Source organism: Vibrio sp. 10N.247.311.49, assembly GCF_041467655.1.
GTDB classification, from domain to species: domain Bacteria; phylum Pseudomonadota; class Gammaproteobacteria; order Enterobacterales; family Vibrionaceae; genus Vibrio; species Vibrio crassostreae_C.
Window position 1 is genome coordinate 1 of record NZ_JBFSVA010000043.1, and the last position, 14353, is coordinate 14353.

Below are 14353 nucleotides of genomic sequence, written 5' to 3' on the forward strand. Positions count from 1 at the left end.
ACGAGATACGAGATACGAGATACGAGATACGAGATACGAGATACGAGATACGAGACATTTTTGAAAATTGGAGCAGATAAGACAAGCAAAAAGTGCCAAACATCATGGTGCAATTTCTATTATCTTTTCCTTGTTCTACAGACACAAAAAAGCCGAGCTAATGCTCGGCTTTTGTATTAAGAATCTAGTATAGATTACTCAGCAGCTTCTTCAGCAGCTGGGCGGTCTACAAGCTCAATGTAAGCCATTGGAGCTTTATCACCAGTACGGAAACCACATTTAAGAATGCGAGTGTAACCACCTTGGCGAGCCGCGAAACGCGGGCCTAGTTCATTAAATAGTTTTGCCACAACTTCGTTATCACGAGTGCGAGCAAATGCAAGACGACGGTTAGCAACACTGTCTGTCTTAGCTAGGGTAATCAATGGCTCAATTACGCGACGTAGTTCTTTTGCTTTAGGCACGGTAGTTTTAATAACTTCGTGACGAACAAGAGAGCTAGCCATGTTGCTGAACATCGCTTTGCGATGACTGCTGTTGCGGTTGAGTTGACGACCACTTTTACGATGGCGCATGACCTAATCCTTCTAACTTTTCGATTAATCTTCAGCGATTGACGCTGGTGGCCAGTTTTCTAGACGCATGCCTAGAGAAAGACCACGTGAAGCAAGCACATCTTTAATCTCTGTAAGAGATTTCTTACCAAGGTTTGGCGTTTTAAGTAGCTCAACCTCAGTGCGCTGTACAAGATCACCGATGTAGTGAATCGCTTCTGCTTTCAAACAGTTAGCAGAGCGAACTGTTAGTTCAAGATCGTCTACAGGACGTAGTAGGATAGGATCGAATTCTGGCTTCTCTTCCTTCTCCTCAGGTACACGTACATCACGAAGATCTACGAACGCATCCAATTGTTCAGCTAAAATAGTAGCTGCACGACGGATTGCTTCCTCAGGTTCTAGAGTACCGTTCGTTTCCATATCGATAACAAGCTTGTCTAAATCAGTACGTTGTTCTACACGTGCCGCTTCTACAGCGTAAGCGATTTTATCAACCGGGCTGTAAGTAGCGTCAACTAGTAGACGACCGATAGGACGCTCATCTTCTTCAGTATGGATACGAGCTGAAGCTGGAACGTAACCACGACCACGTTCTACTTTGATACGCATAGCGATCTCAGCGTTGTCATCCGTTAGGTGACAAATTACGTGCTCAGGGTTAGCGATCTCTACATCACCATCGTGGGTGATGTCACCTGCAACAACAGGGCCTGAGCCTGATTTGTTCAGTGTAATAAACACTTCATCTTTGCCTTCAGCAACGCGTACAGCCAAACCTTTAAGGTTTAGAAGGATTTCCAGGATATCTTCCTGAACGCCTTCTTTAGTGCTGTATTCGTGTAGCACACCTTCAATTTCAACTTCTGTTACGGCACAACCCGGCATAGAAGATAGAAGAATGCGGCGAAGAGCATTACCTAGAGTGTGGCCGAAACCGCGCTCTAATGGCTCAAGAGTTACTTTCGCGTGTGTCGTATTGATCTGTTCAATGTCAACAAGACGCGGCTTAAGAAATTCTGTTACAGAACCCTGCATTGTGTCCTCTCTTTTTTTAACCTTACTTAGAGTAAAGTTCGACGATCAAGTGTTCATTGATGTCAGCTGATAGGTCAGAACGCTCAGGCATACGCTTGAATGTACCTTCCATTTTGCCAGCATCTACTTCAATCCAAGTTGGCTTTTCACGTTGTTCAGCAACTTCTAGAGCCGCTTTAATACGAGATTGCTGTTTAGCTTTCTCGCGGATAGAAACAACGTCGTTTGCCGCTACTTTGAAAGAAGGAACGTTTACAACTTTACCGTTAACTAGAATAGACTTGTGGCTAACTAGTTGACGAGATTCAGCACGAGTAGCGCCAAAGCCCATACGGTAAACTACGTTATCAAGACGACCTTCAAGAAGCTGAAGCAGGTTTGCACCTGTGTTGCCTTTAAGACGTGCAGCTTCTTTGTAGTAGTTGCGGAATTGTTTTTCTAGAACGCCGTAGATACGACGAACTTTTTGCTTCTCACGAAGCTGAACGCCATACTCAGATAGACGACCGCGACGAGCGCCGTGTACACCTGGTGCGTTATCAATTTTACACTTGGTATCGATCGCACGGACACCAGACTTAAGGAATAAGTCAGTACCTTCGCGACGGCTAAGCTTAAGCTTAGGACCCAAATATCTTGCCATGATCTTTCTCCAATATTCCTAGAAACGAAACTTAAACGCGACGTTTCTTAGGTGGACGACAACCGTTATGAGGGATTGGTGTCGCATCAACAATGTTAGTGATACGGAAACCAGCAGCGTTCAGTGCACGAACAGTAGATTCGCGACCTGGACCTGGACCCTTAACCATAACTTCCAAGTTCTTTAGGCCATATTCTTTAGCCATTTCACCACAACGCTCAGCTGCAACTTGTGCTGCGAACGGAGTAGATTTACGAGAACCACGGAAACCTGAACCACCTGCTGTAGCCCATGCAAGAGCGTTGCCTTGACGGTCAGTGATAGTTACGATTGTGTTGTTGAAAGAAGCATGAATGTGCGCTACGCCATCAGCTACTTGCTTGCGTACGCGCTTACGCGCGCGAGTTGGTTGTTTTGCCATTGTACTCTACCTTATCCGACTATTTCTTGATCGGCTTGCGCGGACCCTTACGGGTGCGAGCGTTGGTTTTAGTACGCTGTCCACGTAGTGGTAGACTGCGACGATGACGAAGACCGCGGTAACAGCCAAGGTCCATAAGACGCTTGATGTTCATCGATACTTCACGACGTAGATCACCTTCTACAGTGTACTTAGCTACACCATCACGCAGTTGATCGATCTGCTCTTCAGTTAGTTCACTGATCTTAGCATCTTCAGCAATACCCACTTCAGCTAGAATAGCTTGAGAGCGAGTTTTACCGATACCGTAGATTGCAGTAAGTGCAATTACAGAATGCTTATGATCAGGAATGTTAATGCCGGCTATACGGGCCATTATTCACTCCTAAGGGGTTCATAAAAGAATTATCCGCAGCAAAGCCCGTTATGGATACGCTGCGGCATACTACTTCTTTTGCACGCAAAAGGTAGGCCGAGGAATATACTCGACTCTACCTTGTATTTCAAGTAAAAATTTCTGCTAATTAGCCTTGGCGTTGCTTATGCTTTGGCTCACTGCAAATCACGCGAACGACACCGTTACGCTTGATAACTTTACAGTTACGGCAGATTTTTTTAACGGAAGCACGAACTTTCATTGCTAAACTCCGTAAATGGAATCGAAATTGTTACCACCGAATTAACGGCCGTAACCCTTCAGATTCGCTTTCTTTAACACAGAATCATACTGTTGTGACATCAGATGAGTCTGTACCTGTGCCATGAAATCCATGATAACTACCACTACGATTAGTAGTGATGTGCCGCCAAAGTAGAAACGAACGTTCCACGCGACCATCATGAACTCAGGAATCAGACATATAAAAGTAATGTATAGAGCGCCCGCAAGGGTTAGTCTAGTCATCACTTTATCGATATATTTCGCTGTCTGCTCACCTGGGCGGATACCGGGTACGAATGCACCAGACTTCTTCAAGTTATCAGCTGTTTCACGTGGGTTAAACACCAACGCTGTATAGAAGAAACAGAAGAAGATTATAGCTGCTGCATAAAGCATTACATACAAAGGTTGACCTGGGCTAAGAGCTAATGACACGTCAGTTAACCAACCGAACGCGCTGCTTTCACCATTTTGACCAAACCACTGCGCTAATGTTCCTGGGAACAAAATAATACTTGATGCGAAAATCGCTGGAATAACACCTGCCATATTAATCTTAAGAGGCAAGTGAGAGCTTTGTGCTGCAAAAACTTTACGACCTTGTTGACGTTTCGCATAGTTAACGACGATACGACGTTGACCACGTTCCATGAAAACTACGAAGTAAATAACAGCAAAAGACAATACAGCAATCAACAGCAGAAGAAGCACATGCAATTCACCTTGACGCGCTTGCTCGATTGTTTGACCGATTGCAGAAGGCAATCCAGCAACAATACCTGCAAAAATCAGAATGGAAATACCATTACCGATTCCTCGCTCAGTGATTTGTTCACCTAACCACATTAAGAACATGGTACCAGTTACTAAACTCACGGTAGCAATAAGCGTAAACATGGTTTGGTTGATAACAACCAGATTGTCGACCATGTTTGGTAAGCCTGTTGCGATACCAATAGCTTGGAATGTTGCAAGTACAAGCGTGCCGTAGCGTGTATATTGGCTTATCTTACGACGGCCTGCTTCACCCTCTTTCTTGAGTTCCGCTAACGCTGGATGAACTACAGTTAGCAATTGGACTACGATCGATGCCGAAATGTACGGCATGATACCCAATGCTAATATAGATGCACGCTCAAGAGCACCACCGGAGAACATGTTAAACATTTCTACGATGGTACCTTTTTGCTGATCGAACAAATCGGCAAGTACAGCTGCGTCAATACCAGGGATCGGCACAAAAGAGCCGGCTCGGAATACTAAAAGTGCACCAATTACGAATAATAAGCGCGACTTTAGTTCACTTAAGCCGCTCTGAGCACTACGAAAATCTTGTCCTGGTTTCTTAGCCATCTGTACCTCGTTCCTCGAGATTATTCCTCGATTTTACCGCCTGCAGCTTCGATTGCAGCTTTAGCGCCTTTAGTCACGCGTAGACCTTTAACAGTCACAGCTTTGCTTAGGTCACCAGAAAGAACGATCTTAACAAACTCGATGTTCTTAGTGATAACGTTAGCAGCTTTAAGGCTGTTAAGATCAACTACGTCACCTGTTACTTTCGCTAGCTCAGCTAGACGAACTTCAGCAGACACTAGGCTCTTACGAGAAGTGAAACCGAATTTAGGTAGACGTTGTTTTAGAGGCATTTGACCGCCTTCAAAACCTGGACGAACAGAGCCGCCAGAACGTGACTTTTGACCTTTGTGACCGCGGCCACCTGTTTTACCAAGGCCAGAACCGATACCACGACCTACACGCTTCTTAGAAGGTTTAGAGCCAGCAGCCGGTGATAGAGTATTCAAACGCATTCTGATTACTCCTCAATCTTAACCATGTAGTAAACCTTGTTGATCATACCGCGTACGCACGGTGTATCTTCAAGTTCTACTGTATGGTTGATGCGACGAAGACCTAGACCTTTAAGACACGCTTTGTGCTTAGGTAGGCGACCAATTGAGCTTTTAGTTTGAGTTACTTTAATAGTTGCCATCGTGTGCTTACTCCGAAATAGATTCAACAGTTAGACCACGTTTAGCAGCAACCATTTCTGGTGACTTAACGTCTACTAGAGCACCAATCGTTGCACGAACGATGTTGATCGGGTTCGTTGAACCGTATGCTTTAGAAAGTACGTTATGTACGCCCGCAACTTCAAGTACAGCACGCATTGCACCGCCGGCAATAACACCTGTACCTTCTGCAGCTGGCTGCATGTAAACTTTAGAGCCCGAATGACGACCTTTCACCGGGTGGTGAAGAGTGCCTTCGTTAAGCGATACTGTAACCATGTTACGGCGCGCTTTTTCCATTGCTTTTTGAATCGCAGCAGGTACTTCACGAGCTTTGCCGTAACCGAAACCTACGCGACCGTTACCGTCACCAACTACTGTTAGTGCAGTAAAGCTCATGATTCGACCACCTTTAACCGTCTTAGATACACGGTTAACTGCGATCAGCTTTTCTTGCAAATCATTAGCTTGTTGTTGTTCTTTAGCCATCTTCCAACCCTACCTTAGAATTTCAGACCAGCTTCGCGAGCAGATTCTGCTAGCGCCGCTACTCGACCGTGGTATTGGAAACCAGAACGATCAAATGCAACTGAAGCTACGCCTTTTTCAAGAGCGCGCTCAGCAACAGCTTTACCAACTGCTTTAGCTGCATCAACGTTACCAGTGTTCTTAACTTGCTCACGGATCGCTTTTTCTACAGTAGAAGCAGCTGCGATAACCTCAGAGCCGTTTGCCGCGATAACTTGTGCGTAAACATGGCGAGGAGTACGGTGTACTACCAGGCGAGTTGCACCAAGTTCTGCAATCTTACGACGTGCACGTGTAGCACGACGGATGCGAGATGCTTTCTTATCCATAGTGATACCTTACTTCTTCTTAGCTTCTTTAGTACGCACATTTTCATCTGCGTAACGAACACCTTTGCCTTTATAAGGCTCAGGAGCACGGTAAGAACGAATGTCAGCCGCAACTTGACCTACTACTTGCTTATCGCAACCAGTAATGATGATCTCAGTTTGGCTAGGGCACTCAGCTTTAATACCTTCAGGTAGAGCGTGCTCTACTGGGTGAGAAAAACCAAGAGTTAGAGCTACAGAGTTGCCTTTCATAGCAGCACGGTAACCAACACCCTTAAGAGTTAGCTTCTTAGTGAAGCCCTCAGTAACACCCACAACCATGTTATTAACTAGAGCGCGAGCTGTACCAGCTTGTGCCCATGCGTTAGTAACACCTTCTTTCGGACCGAAAGTTAGGTTGGTTTCTTCCTGTGCAATAACTACGGCGCTGTTAAGAACGCGAGTAAGCTCACCTTTGCTACCTTTTACAGTAACTTCTTGGCCGTTTAGTTTCACCTCTACGCCAGCTGGAATAGCGACAGGTGCTTTAGCAACACGAGACATAATCTACTCCTTAAGCTACGTAACAGATGATTTCACCGCCAAGACCTGCTTTACGAGCAGCACGGTCAGACATCAGACCCTTGGAAGTAGAAACAACTGCAATACCAAGACCACCCATCACTGTAGGTAAAGAGTCTTTATTTTTATAAACTCTTAGACCAGGACGTGATACACGCTTGATTTGCTCGATTACAGGTTTAGCTTGGAAGTACTTAAGAGTAACTTCTAGCTCAGGTTTTGCTTCGCTGTTAACAGCGAAGTCTACGATGTAACCTTCAGCTTTAAGTAATGCAGCAATTGCAACTTTAAGCTTTGAAGAAGGCATTTTTACAGCAACTTTGTTTGCTGCCTGACCGTTACGAACTCGGGTCAGCATATCCGAAATCGGATCTTGCATGCTCATAAGATTTACTCCAAATGATTAAGTGGCAATTACCAGCTAGCCTTACGAAGACCCGGAATCTCGCCTTTCATGCAAGCTTCACGAACCTTAATGCGGCTTAGACCGAATTTACGTAGGTAACCGTGTGGACGACCAGTTTGGTTGCAACGGTTGCGCTGACGTGATGCACTTGAATCACGTGGAAGAGATTGCAGTTTAAGAACCGCATTCCAACGATCTTCTTCAGATGCGTTTACATCGCTAATGATAACTTTTAGCGCAGAACGCTTTTCAGCGAACTTAGCTACTAGTTTTGCACGTTTAGCTTCACGTGCTTTCATTGATTGTTTAGCCATAACAGTAACCCTACCCTTACTTACGGAATGGGAAGTTAAAGGCAGCCAGCAGAGCTCGGCCTTCCTCATCGGAACCCGCAGAAGTCGTGATAGTGATATCAAGACCGCGGACACGATCGACTTTATCGTAGTCGATTTCCGGAAAGATGATTTGCTCGCGAACGCCCATGCTGTAGTTACCGCGACCGTCAAAAGACTTAGCGCTAACACCACGGAAATCACGTACACGTGGAAGTGCGATAGAGATTAAACGCTCTAAAAATTCCCACATGCGCTCACCACGCAAGGTTACTTTACAACCAATTGGGTAGCCTTCACGAATTTTGAAACCAGCTACAGATTTACGCGCTTTAGTGATAAGTGGCTTTTGACCAGAGATCGTTGCCATATCAGCTGCTGCGTTTTCTAGCAGTTTCTTATCGTTGATTGCTTCACCAACGCCCATATTTAGGGTGATTTTCTCAATCCTAGGGACTTGCATGACGCTTGTGTAGCTGAACTCTTTGGTAAGCTCAGCGACTACAGACGACTTGTAGTAATCATGCAGTTTCGCCATAGTAGAACTCCAAATTACTTCTAATTAGTTAGAAACAGTTTCGCCGTTAGATTTGAAGAAACGAACTTTCTTGCCATCTTCGATACGGAAACCGATACGGTCTGCTTTACCAGTAGCCGCGTTAAAAACAGCAACGTTAGAAGCATCAATAGCTGCTTCTTGTTCAACGATGCCACCTTGTTGACCTAGAGCCGGAACCGGCTTTTGGTGTTTCTTAACAAGGTTGATGCCTTCAACGATAACTTTACCAGTTGTCAGAACCTTAGTTACTTTACCTTTCTTGCCTTTATCTTTACCAGCAAGAATGATTACTTCGTCATTACGACGGATTTTAGCTGCCATATTGCCGCTCCTTACAGAACTTCAGGTGCTAGTGATACAATCTTCATGAATTTCGCGTTACGAAGTTCACGAGTCACAGGACCAAAGATACGTGTGCCGACTGGTTGCTCAGTAGTGTCATTTAACAATACACAAGCATTACTGTCGAAGCGAATGACAGAACCGTCTGGGCGACGAACGCCTTTACGGGTGCGCACTACTACCGCCTTCAGAACATCACCTTTCTTTACTTTACCGCGAGGAATCGCTTCCTTCACTGTAACCTTGATGACGTCACCGATATGTGCATAACGGCGGTGAGAGCCACCCAGAACCTTAATACACATTACCTTGCGCGCGCCAGAGTTATCTGCTGCGTCAAGTGTACTTTGCATCTGGATCATTGTTAGTGCTCCGCTAAATATTAAAACTAGACCCTCTCGGGTCGGGCTGCCTCTTTAAAAGGGACGCGAATTGTACCACCCTTTTTTTAAATTGGGTAGACAAAAAACAAGCGGCTCCAAAAAATAATTTGGAGCCGCTTATAAGTTATAGAATTACAAAGATTAAATCTTCGCTTTTTCTAGAACTTTAACCAATGTCCAAGACTTAGTCTTAGACAGAGGACGACACTCAGCGATTTCAACTTTGTCGCCTAGGCCACAAGTGTTGTCTTCGTCGTGTGCGTGTACTTTAGTCGTGCGTTTGATGAACTTACCGTAAATTGGGTGTTTTACAGTGCGTTCAATAGCAACAACGATAGACTTGTCCATCTTGTCGCTTACTACACGGCCTTGCTGGATGCGGTTAGTTTCGCTCATTATGCGCCTGCCTTTTCAGTCAAAACAGTTTTCACACGTGCGATGTCACGGCGTACAGCTTTTAGAGTATGAGTTTGCTGAAGTTGACCAGTTGCAGCTTGCATGCGCAAGTTGAACTGTTCACGTAGCAAATTCAATAGCTCAGCGTTAAGCTCTTCAACGTTCTTTTCGCGTAGATCTTGTGCTTTCATCACATCACCTGCTTAGTTACAAAAGTAGTTTTAACAGGCAGTTTACGTGCCGCTAGGCGGAACGCTTCACGTGCCAACTCTTCAGGTACGCCATTCATCTCGTACATAACTTTGCCTGGTTGGATTTGAGCAACCCAGTACGCAACTGAACCTTTACCTTTACCTTGACGAACTTCAAGAGGCTTTTCAGTAATTGGCTTGTCTGGGAATACACGAATCCAGATTTGACCTTGACGCTTAATGTGACGTGTCATAGCACGACGTGCCGCTTCGATTTGACGTGCAGTCAGACGACCACGGCCAACAGCTTTAAGACCGAATTCGCCGAAGCTTACTTCAGTACCTTTAGCTAGACCACGGTTACGACCAGTCATAACCTTGCGGAACTTAGTACGTTTTGGTTGTAGCATCGTTCGACTCCTTACTTACGGCCTTTACGCTGCTTCTTAGGCTTATCGCCTTTTGGCTCTACTGCGTTAGCAGCTGGCATACCGCCTAGAATCTCACCTTTGAAGATCCAAACTTTAATGCCGATCACACCGTATTGAGTGTGAGCCGAAGAAGTTGCGTAATCAATGTCTGCACGTAGAGTGTGTAGAGGCACACGGCCTTCACGGTACCACTCAGAACGTGCGATTTCAGCACCGCCAAGACGGCCGCCTACTTGTACTTTGATGCCTTTAGCGCCTAGACGCATAGCATTTTGTACCGCACGCTTCATTGCACGACGGAACATAACACGACGCTCTAGTTGAGACGCGATGCTATCAGCTACAAGCTGACCATCTAGCTCAGGCTTACGTACTTCAGCGATGTTAATTTGCGCTGGTACACCTGCGATTTTAGCTACAGCTGCGCGTAGCTTCTCTACGTCTTCACCTTTCTTACCGATAACAACGCCAGGACGAGCAGTGTGAATAGTCACACGGATGCTCTTAGCTGGACGCTCGATAACGATACGAGATAATGATGCTTTTTGTAGTTCCTTTGTAAGGAACTGACGTACCTTGAAGTCGCCGTCTAGGTTGTCAGCGAATTCGTTGGTATTAGCAAACCATGTAGCATTCCAAGGCTTAACGATGCCAAGACGAATACCATTAGGATGTACTTTCTGACCCATTGCTTACTCTCCTAGTCTTTAGCGATCTGCTACAACAATAGTGATGTGGCTTGAACGCTTCAAGATACGATCCGCACGACCTTTAGCACGAGGCATAATACGCTTCATGATAGGGCCCTCATCTACGAAGATTTTAGCGACATTTAGATCGTCGATATCTGCACCTTCGTTATGTTCCGCGTTAGCGATAGCTGACTCAAGAACCTTCTTAACTAATACAGCAGCTTTTTTGTTGCTGAAAGTTAGAATTTCTAGAGCTTGGTCTACCGACTTACCGCGAATTTGGTCTGCAACTAAGCGAGCTTTCTGTGGAGAAATACGAGCAAAGTTATGTTTAGCTAAAGCTTCCATCATCTACTCCTTATTTCTTCTTAGCTTTCTTATCTGCAGCATGACCGCGATAAGTACGAGTTGGTGCAAATTCGCCCAGTTTGTGACCGATCATTTCTTCGGTAACGAAAACTGGAACGTGCTGACGACCATTATGGACAGCGATGGTCAAACCAATCATTGTTGGGATGATCATTGAGCGACGGGACCAAGTCTTAATAGGCTTTTTGTCTCCGCTTTCCACCGCTTTCTCTACCTTCTTCAGCAAGTGTAGGTCAATAAAAGGACCTTTCTTGAGAGAACGTGGCATGGCGATTCCTCTTTATAAATTATTTAGTGCGACGACGTACGATGTACTTGTCAGTGCGCTTGTTCTTACGAGTCTTGAAGCCCTTAGTAGGAACGCCCCAAGGAGAAACTGGGTGACGACCACCAGATGTGCGGCCTTCACCACCACCATGTGGGTGATCCACCGGGTTCATTACTACACCACGTACGGTTGGACGTACGCCGCGCCAGCGTGAAGCACCAGCTTTACCAAGTTCACGTAGCATATGCTCAGAGTTTCCAACTTCACCGATCGTTGCACGACCTTCAGAAAGAACTTTGCGCATCTCACCAGAACGTAGACGGATAGTTACGTATGCACCATCGCGAGCGATGATTTGAGCATAAGCACCAGCCGAACGAGCTAGTTGAGCACCTTTACCAGGCTTAAGTTCAACACAGTGTACAGTAGAACCTACTGGGATGTTGCGCATCGGCAGAGTGTTACCTGCTTTGATTGCAGCATCTACGCCAGATTGAATCTGGTCGCCTGCGTTAACACCTTTAGGTGCAATGATGTAACGACGCTCACCGTCTGCGTACAGAACTAGAGCGATGTTAGCACTACGGTTTGGATCGTATTCTAGACGCTCAACTTTCGCTGGGATGCCATCTTTAGTACGTTTGAAGTCAATTACACGGTAATGGTGCTTATGACCACCACCGATGTGACGTACTGTAATACGACCGTTGTTGTTACGACCACCGTTCTTAGAGTTTTTCTCTAGAAGTGGTGCGTATGGCTTACCCTTGTGTAGGTCAGCGTTAACAACTTTAACGACGTGACGACGACCAGGGGAAGTCGGCTTACATTTAACAATAGCCATTTTTACTACTCCTGTTATTCCGCGCCGCCAACGAAGTCAAGATCTTGACCTTCTTTCAAAGTAACGTAGGCTTTCTTAACGTCTGAACGACGGCCTTCACGCATACCTTGACGTTTGGTCTTACCCTTTAATACAAGAGTATTTACAGACTTAACTTCAACTTCAAATAGCTTTTCTACAGCTGCTTTGATCTCTTTCTTAGTTGCATCTTTAGCTACTTTGAAAACGATAGTGTTCGCTTTCTCAGCTGCCATAGTTGCTTTTTCAGAGATGTGCGGAGCACGTAGAACTTTTAAGATACGCTCTTCAGTGATCATGCTAGCATCTCCTCAACTTGCTTAACTGCGTCAGCAGTCATTAGAACCTTGTCGAAAGCGATTAGTGATACTGGATCAACACCAGCAACATCACGTGCATCTACTTTGTATAGGTTACGAGCAGCTAAGAATAGATTTTCATCTACTTCGCCAGTCACAATCAGAACGTCGCTTAGCTCAAGCTCTTTAAGCTTAGCTACAAGTTCTTTTGTTTTTGGTGCTTCTACAGAGAAGTTATCAACAACGATTAAACGCTCTTGACGAACTAGCTCAGAAAGAATGCTCTTCATAGCACCGCGGTACATTTTTTTGTTTACTTTTTGGCTGTGATCTTGTGGTTTCGCAGCAAAAGTAACACCACCTGTACGCCAGATTGGGCTACGAATTGTACCAGCACGTGCGCGGCCAGTACCTTTTTGACGCCATGGCTTAGCGCCACCGCCAGATACTTCAGAACGAGTCTTTTGAGCACGAGTACCTTGACGAGCACCTGCTGCATATGCAACAACTACTTGGTGTACAAGAGCTTCGTTGAAGTCACGTCCGAAAGTAGTCTCGGAAACAGTTAGTGCATCAGCACCTTTAACCATCAATTCCATTACTTACTCCTAGACGTTATGCTTTAACAGCAGGTTTTACGATCACGTTTCCGCCTGTTGAGCCCGGTACTGCACCTTTAATAAGGAGTAGATTGCGCTCAGCGTCAACACGTACGATCTCTAGGTTTTGAGTCGTTACACGCTCAGCACCCATGTGACCTGCCATTTTCTTGCCTTTAAACACGCGGCCTGGAGTTTGACATTGGCCAATTGAACCCGGTGCGCGGTGAGACAAAGAGTTACCGTGAGTCATATCTTGAGTAGAGAAGTTCCAACGCTTGATAGCGCCTTGGAAGCCTTTACCTTTAGATGTACCAGTAACGTCTACTTTTTTAATTTCGTTGAAAAGTTCTACGTTTAGCTCAGCGCCAACTTCAAACTCTTCGCCGTTTTCTAAACGGAATTCCCAAAGACCGCGACCTGCTTCTACACCCGCTTTCGCGAAGTGACCAGCTTCAGGTTTAGTTACACGGTTAGCTTTCTTAGCACCAGTAGTTACTTGGATTGCTGCGTAGCCGTCTGTCTCAAGAGTTTTAACTTGAGAAATACGGTTCGCTTCAACCTCAACAACAGTTACTGGGATAGAAACGCCTTCTTCAGTAAATACGCGGGTCATACCCACTTTACGTCCGACTAGACCAATCATTATTCTTATCTCCCTTAACCTAGGCTGATTTGAACATCAACGCCAGCTGCAAGATCAAGACGCATTAGAGCATCAACAGTTTTATCTGTTGGCTCAACGATGTCGATCAAACGCTTGTGAGTACGGATTTCGTACTGATCACGTGCATCTTTGTTGACGTGTGGAGAGGTAAGAACAGTGAAACGCTCTTTACGAGTAGGAAGTGGAATAGGACCACGAACCTGTGCGCCAGTACGTTTTGCTGTTTCAACGATTTCCGCAGTTGAAGCATCGATTAGCTTGTAATCAAACGCTTTAAGGCGGATACGAATACGTTGGTTCTGCATGAGACAGAGCTCCAATTATTAAAAATTACACAAACAATATCGCCACTCAAACCCGATAAAACGAGAGAATGCCGATTGATTTATGTGAAACCGTAGCACCCAAAATTAGGACGCATTGTCAGTTAACTTTTGAAGTAAACAAGAAGTTTACTATTTTTATTAACCGCGAACATAAGCTGAGTATACATTACTAGGTAAGACCTACTCCTCAGTGCTCATTGGTTCACAACCAGCGTTAGCCAGTGCAATGCATTATACAGATCACACTTTAGTATGCAAGTAGTGTTGGAAAAATAATCGCAATTTATAGGAAGTTGGTTTTGTATCGAGAGGGAAGAAGACAGATGGAAGGTAATATTTCTTTTGAGAAAACAAAAGGGAAGCCGAAGCTCCCCTTTTCAGATGCGTGCTCTTCTAATGAAGAGAGTGCAAAAATCTAAATGCTATTAAGCGAAGATTTTAGCTACAACACCAGCACCAACTGTACGGCCACCTTCGCGGATTGCGA

28 protein-coding genes are annotated in these 14353 nt (G+C 45.2%); all 28 read right to left on the reverse strand.

Translation table 11 applies throughout. From position 1 onward, the window contains the following. Positions 1–194: 194 nt before the first annotated feature. The gene (rplQ, locus tag AB6E54_RS22200; protein ID WP_004729812.1) at positions 195–575 is read right to left on the reverse strand and encodes a 50S ribosomal protein L17; all 381 of its coding nucleotides are present in this window, start codon (positions 573–575) and stop codon (positions 195–197) included. 24 nt (positions 576–599) lie between these two features. Further along, positions 600–1592: a DNA-directed RNA polymerase subunit alpha gene (locus AB6E54_RS22205; protein ID WP_004729813.1), complete on the reverse strand. Its 993-nt coding sequence runs from the start codon at positions 1590–1592 to the stop codon at positions 600–602. Positions 1593–1614: 22 nt separating this feature from the next. Beyond that, positions 1615–2235 carry a 30S ribosomal protein S4 gene (gene rpsD, locus AB6E54_RS22210; protein WP_004738777.1) on the reverse strand — a complete coding sequence of 207 codons (621 nt, stop codon included), beginning with the start codon at positions 2233–2235 and terminating at the stop codon, positions 1615–1617. Positions 2236–2266: 31 nt separating this feature from the next. Beyond that, on the reverse strand, positions 2267–2656 hold the full coding sequence (gene rpsK, locus AB6E54_RS22215; RefSeq protein WP_004738778.1) for a 30S ribosomal protein S11: 390 nt from the start codon (positions 2654–2656) through the stop codon (positions 2267–2269). A gap of 19 nt (positions 2657–2675) precedes the next feature. Continuing rightward, positions 2676–3032 carry a 30S ribosomal protein S13 gene (gene rpsM / locus AB6E54_RS22220; RefSeq protein ID WP_004738779.1) on the reverse strand — a complete coding sequence of 119 codons (357 nt, stop codon included), beginning with the start codon at positions 3030–3032 and terminating at the stop codon, positions 2676–2678. A 148-nt stretch (positions 3033–3180) separates the two neighbouring features. Next, the gene (gene rpmJ / locus AB6E54_RS22225) at positions 3181–3294 is read right to left on the reverse strand and encodes a 50S ribosomal protein L36 (protein WP_000868186.1); all 114 of its coding nucleotides are present in this window, start codon (positions 3292–3294) and stop codon (positions 3181–3183) included. A gap of 41 nt (positions 3295–3335) precedes the next feature. Beyond that, the gene (gene secY / locus AB6E54_RS22230; protein WP_004738781.1) at positions 3336–4670 is read right to left on the reverse strand and encodes a preprotein translocase subunit SecY; all 1335 of its coding nucleotides are present in this window, start codon (positions 4668–4670) and stop codon (positions 3336–3338) included. A 20-nt stretch (positions 4671–4690) separates the two neighbouring features. Continuing rightward, the gene (gene rplO, locus AB6E54_RS22235) at positions 4691–5125 is read right to left on the reverse strand and encodes a 50S ribosomal protein L15 (RefSeq protein WP_004736758.1); all 435 of its coding nucleotides are present in this window, start codon (positions 5123–5125) and stop codon (positions 4691–4693) included. 5 nt (positions 5126–5130) lie between these two features. After that, the gene (rpmD, locus tag AB6E54_RS22240) at positions 5131–5307 is read right to left on the reverse strand and encodes a 50S ribosomal protein L30 (protein ID WP_004736756.1); all 177 of its coding nucleotides are present in this window, start codon (positions 5305–5307) and stop codon (positions 5131–5133) included. A 7-nt stretch (positions 5308–5314) separates the two neighbouring features. Continuing rightward, on the reverse strand, positions 5315–5815 hold the full coding sequence (rpsE, locus tag AB6E54_RS22245; protein ID WP_017061307.1) for a 30S ribosomal protein S5: 501 nt from the start codon (positions 5813–5815) through the stop codon (positions 5315–5317). 14 nt (positions 5816–5829) lie between these two features. Beyond that, positions 5830–6183: a 50S ribosomal protein L18 gene (rplR, locus tag AB6E54_RS22250; RefSeq protein ID WP_004738784.1), complete on the reverse strand. Its 354-nt coding sequence runs from the start codon at positions 6181–6183 to the stop codon at positions 5830–5832. 9 nt (positions 6184–6192) lie between these two features. Next, on the reverse strand, positions 6193–6726 hold the full coding sequence (gene rplF, locus AB6E54_RS22255; RefSeq protein WP_017063712.1) for a 50S ribosomal protein L6: 534 nt from the start codon (positions 6724–6726) through the stop codon (positions 6193–6195). A 10-nt stretch (positions 6727–6736) separates the two neighbouring features. Further along, positions 6737–7129, reverse strand: coding sequence for a 30S ribosomal protein S8 (gene rpsH, locus AB6E54_RS22260; protein WP_017061309.1), 393 nt, complete (start codon positions 7127–7129; stop codon positions 6737–6739). Between the two features lie 29 nt (positions 7130–7158). Then, entirely contained in the window at positions 7159–7464 is a 306-nt protein-coding gene (rpsN, locus tag AB6E54_RS22265) for a 30S ribosomal protein S14 (RefSeq protein ID WP_004738789.1), read from the reverse strand. Positions 7465–7480: 16 nt separating this feature from the next. After that, positions 7481–8020, reverse strand: coding sequence for a 50S ribosomal protein L5 (gene rplE / locus AB6E54_RS22270; protein ID WP_004738790.1), 540 nt, complete (start codon positions 8018–8020; stop codon positions 7481–7483). A 24-nt stretch (positions 8021–8044) separates the two neighbouring features. Then, positions 8045–8362, reverse strand: coding sequence for a 50S ribosomal protein L24 (gene rplX / locus AB6E54_RS22275; RefSeq protein WP_004738792.1), 318 nt, complete (start codon positions 8360–8362; stop codon positions 8045–8047). Positions 8363–8373: 11 nt separating this feature from the next. Continuing rightward, positions 8374–8745 (reverse strand): 50S ribosomal protein L14, encoded by a 372-nt coding sequence (gene rplN / locus AB6E54_RS22280; RefSeq protein ID WP_004736740.1) that lies wholly within the window; start codon positions 8743–8745, stop codon positions 8374–8376. 162 nt (positions 8746–8907) lie between these two features. Then, on the reverse strand, positions 8908–9162 hold the full coding sequence (gene rpsQ / locus AB6E54_RS22285) for a 30S ribosomal protein S17 (protein WP_004736739.1): 255 nt from the start codon (positions 9160–9162) through the stop codon (positions 8908–8910). Continuing rightward, the gene (gene rpmC / locus AB6E54_RS22290; protein ID WP_004736737.1) at positions 9162–9353 is read right to left on the reverse strand and encodes a 50S ribosomal protein L29; all 192 of its coding nucleotides are present in this window, start codon (positions 9351–9353) and stop codon (positions 9162–9164) included. The genes rpsQ and rpmC overlap by 1 nt, the downstream gene beginning before the upstream one ends. Further along, positions 9353–9763, reverse strand: coding sequence for a 50S ribosomal protein L16 (gene rplP / locus AB6E54_RS22295; RefSeq protein ID WP_004736736.1), 411 nt, complete (start codon positions 9761–9763; stop codon positions 9353–9355). Before rplP ends, rpmC begins: the two co-directional genes overlap by 1 nt. An 11-nt stretch (positions 9764–9774) precedes the next feature. After that, on the reverse strand, positions 9775–10473 hold the full coding sequence (gene rpsC, locus AB6E54_RS22300; protein ID WP_004736734.1) for a 30S ribosomal protein S3: 699 nt from the start codon (positions 10471–10473) through the stop codon (positions 9775–9777). A gap of 18 nt (positions 10474–10491) precedes the next feature. Then, on the reverse strand, positions 10492–10824 hold the full coding sequence (gene rplV, locus AB6E54_RS22305; protein WP_004736732.1) for a 50S ribosomal protein L22: 333 nt from the start codon (positions 10822–10824) through the stop codon (positions 10492–10494). A gap of 10 nt (positions 10825–10834) precedes the next feature. Beyond that, complete coding sequence (gene rpsS, locus AB6E54_RS22310; protein WP_004736729.1) at positions 10835–11113, reverse strand: 30S ribosomal protein S19; 279 nt, start codon at positions 11111–11113, stop codon at positions 10835–10837. 19 nt (positions 11114–11132) lie between these two features. Next, positions 11133–11957, reverse strand: a complete 825-nt coding sequence (gene rplB / locus AB6E54_RS22315) for a 50S ribosomal protein L2 (protein WP_010435149.1) — start codon at positions 11955–11957, stop codon at positions 11133–11135. Positions 11958–11971: 14 nt separating this feature from the next. Beyond that, positions 11972–12274: a 50S ribosomal protein L23 gene (rplW, locus tag AB6E54_RS22320; protein ID WP_004736765.1), complete on the reverse strand. Its 303-nt coding sequence runs from the start codon at positions 12272–12274 to the stop codon at positions 11972–11974. Continuing rightward, the gene (rplD, locus tag AB6E54_RS22325) at positions 12271–12873 is read right to left on the reverse strand and encodes a 50S ribosomal protein L4 (protein WP_004738803.1); all 603 of its coding nucleotides are present in this window, start codon (positions 12871–12873) and stop codon (positions 12271–12273) included. The genes rplW and rplD overlap by 4 nt, the downstream gene beginning before the upstream one ends. A gap of 16 nt (positions 12874–12889) precedes the next feature. Further along, the gene (gene rplC / locus AB6E54_RS22330; RefSeq protein WP_004736763.1) at positions 12890–13519 is read right to left on the reverse strand and encodes a 50S ribosomal protein L3; all 630 of its coding nucleotides are present in this window, start codon (positions 13517–13519) and stop codon (positions 12890–12892) included. Between the two features lie 14 nt (positions 13520–13533). Further along, entirely contained in the window at positions 13534–13845 is a 312-nt protein-coding gene (gene rpsJ / locus AB6E54_RS22335; RefSeq protein WP_004736761.1) for a 30S ribosomal protein S10, read from the reverse strand. Positions 13846–14353: the final 508 nt, after the last annotated feature.

Coding starts and splice junctions, on each gene's coding strand:
- rplC (WP_004736763.1), bottom strand. CDS start 13,519: ATGATTGGTCTAGTCGGACGTAAAGTGGGTATGACCCGCGTATTTACT.
- rpsC (WP_004736734.1), bottom strand. CDS start 10,473: ATGGGTCAGAAAGTACATCCTAATGGTATTCGTCTTGGCATCGTTAAG.
- rplE (WP_004738790.1), bottom strand. CDS start 8,020: ATGGCGAAACTGCATGATTACTACAAGTCGTCTGTAGTCGCTGAGCTT.
- rpsJ (WP_004736761.1), bottom strand. CDS start 13,845: ATGCAGAACCAACGTATTCGTATCCGCCTTAAAGCGTTTGATTACAAG.
- rplF (WP_017063712.1), bottom strand. CDS start 6,726: ATGTCTCGTGTTGCTAAAGCACCTGTCGCTATTCCAGCTGGCGTAGAG.
- rpmC (WP_004736737.1), bottom strand. CDS start 9,353: ATGAAAGCACAAGATCTACGCGAAAAGAACGTTGAAGAGCTTAACGCT.
- secY (WP_004738781.1), bottom strand. CDS start 4,670: ATGGCTAAGAAACCAGGACAAGATTTTCGTAGTGCTCAGAGCGGCTTA.
- rpsK (WP_004738778.1), bottom strand. CDS start 2,656: ATGGCAAAACAACCAACTCGCGCGCGTAAGCGCGTACGCAAGCAAGTA.
- rplW (WP_004736765.1), bottom strand. CDS start 12,274: ATGATCACTGAAGAGCGTATCTTAAAAGTTCTACGTGCTCCGCACATC.
- rplB (WP_010435149.1), bottom strand. CDS start 11,957: ATGGCTATTGTTAAATGTAAGCCGACTTCCCCTGGTCGTCGTCACGTC.
- rpmJ (WP_000868186.1), bottom strand. CDS start 3,294: ATGAAAGTTCGTGCTTCCGTTAAAAAAATCTGCCGTAACTGTAAAGTT.
- rpsQ (WP_004736739.1), bottom strand. CDS start 9,162: ATGAGCGAAACTAACCGCATCCAGCAAGGCCGTGTAGTAAGCGACAAG.
- rplN (WP_004736740.1), bottom strand. CDS start 8,745: ATGATCCAGATGCAAAGTACACTTGACGCAGCAGATAACTCTGGCGCG.
- AB6E54_RS22205 (WP_004729813.1), bottom strand. CDS start 1,592: ATGCAGGGTTCTGTAACAGAATTTCTTAAGCCGCGTCTTGTTGACATT.
- rplV (WP_004736732.1), bottom strand. CDS start 10,824: ATGGAAGCTTTAGCTAAACATAACTTTGCTCGTATTTCTCCACAGAAA.
- rplQ (WP_004729812.1), bottom strand. CDS start 575: ATGCGCCATCGTAAAAGTGGTCGTCAACTCAACCGCAACAGCAGTCAT.
- rplR (WP_004738784.1), bottom strand. CDS start 6,183: ATGGATAAGAAAGCATCTCGCATCCGTCGTGCTACACGTGCACGTCGT.
- rplP (WP_004736736.1), bottom strand. CDS start 9,763: ATGCTACAACCAAAACGTACTAAGTTCCGCAAGGTTATGACTGGTCGT.
- rpsD (WP_004738777.1), bottom strand. CDS start 2,235: ATGGCAAGATATTTGGGTCCTAAGCTTAAGCTTAGCCGTCGCGAAGGT.
- rpsM (WP_004738779.1), bottom strand. CDS start 3,032: ATGGCCCGTATAGCCGGCATTAACATTCCTGATCATAAGCATTCTGTA.
- rpsN (WP_004738789.1), bottom strand. CDS start 7,464: ATGGCTAAACAATCAATGAAAGCACGTGAAGCTAAACGTGCAAAACTA.
- rpsS (WP_004736729.1), bottom strand. CDS start 11,113: ATGCCACGTTCTCTCAAGAAAGGTCCTTTTATTGACCTACACTTGCTG.
- rpsH (WP_017061309.1), bottom strand. CDS start 7,129: ATGAGCATGCAAGATCCGATTTCGGATATGCTGACCCGAGTTCGTAAC.
- rplO (WP_004736758.1), bottom strand. CDS start 5,125: ATGCGTTTGAATACTCTATCACCGGCTGCTGGCTCTAAACCTTCTAAG.
- rpsE (WP_017061307.1), bottom strand. CDS start 5,815: ATGGCTAAAGAACAACAACAAGCTAATGATTTGCAAGAAAAGCTGATC.
- rplD (WP_004738803.1), bottom strand. CDS start 12,873: ATGGAATTGATGGTTAAAGGTGCTGATGCACTAACTGTTTCCGAGACT.
- rplX (WP_004738792.1), bottom strand. CDS start 8,362: ATGGCAGCTAAAATCCGTCGTAATGACGAAGTAATCATTCTTGCTGGT.
- rpmD (WP_004736756.1), bottom strand. CDS start 5,307: ATGGCAACTATTAAAGTAACTCAAACTAAAAGCTCAATTGGTCGCCTA.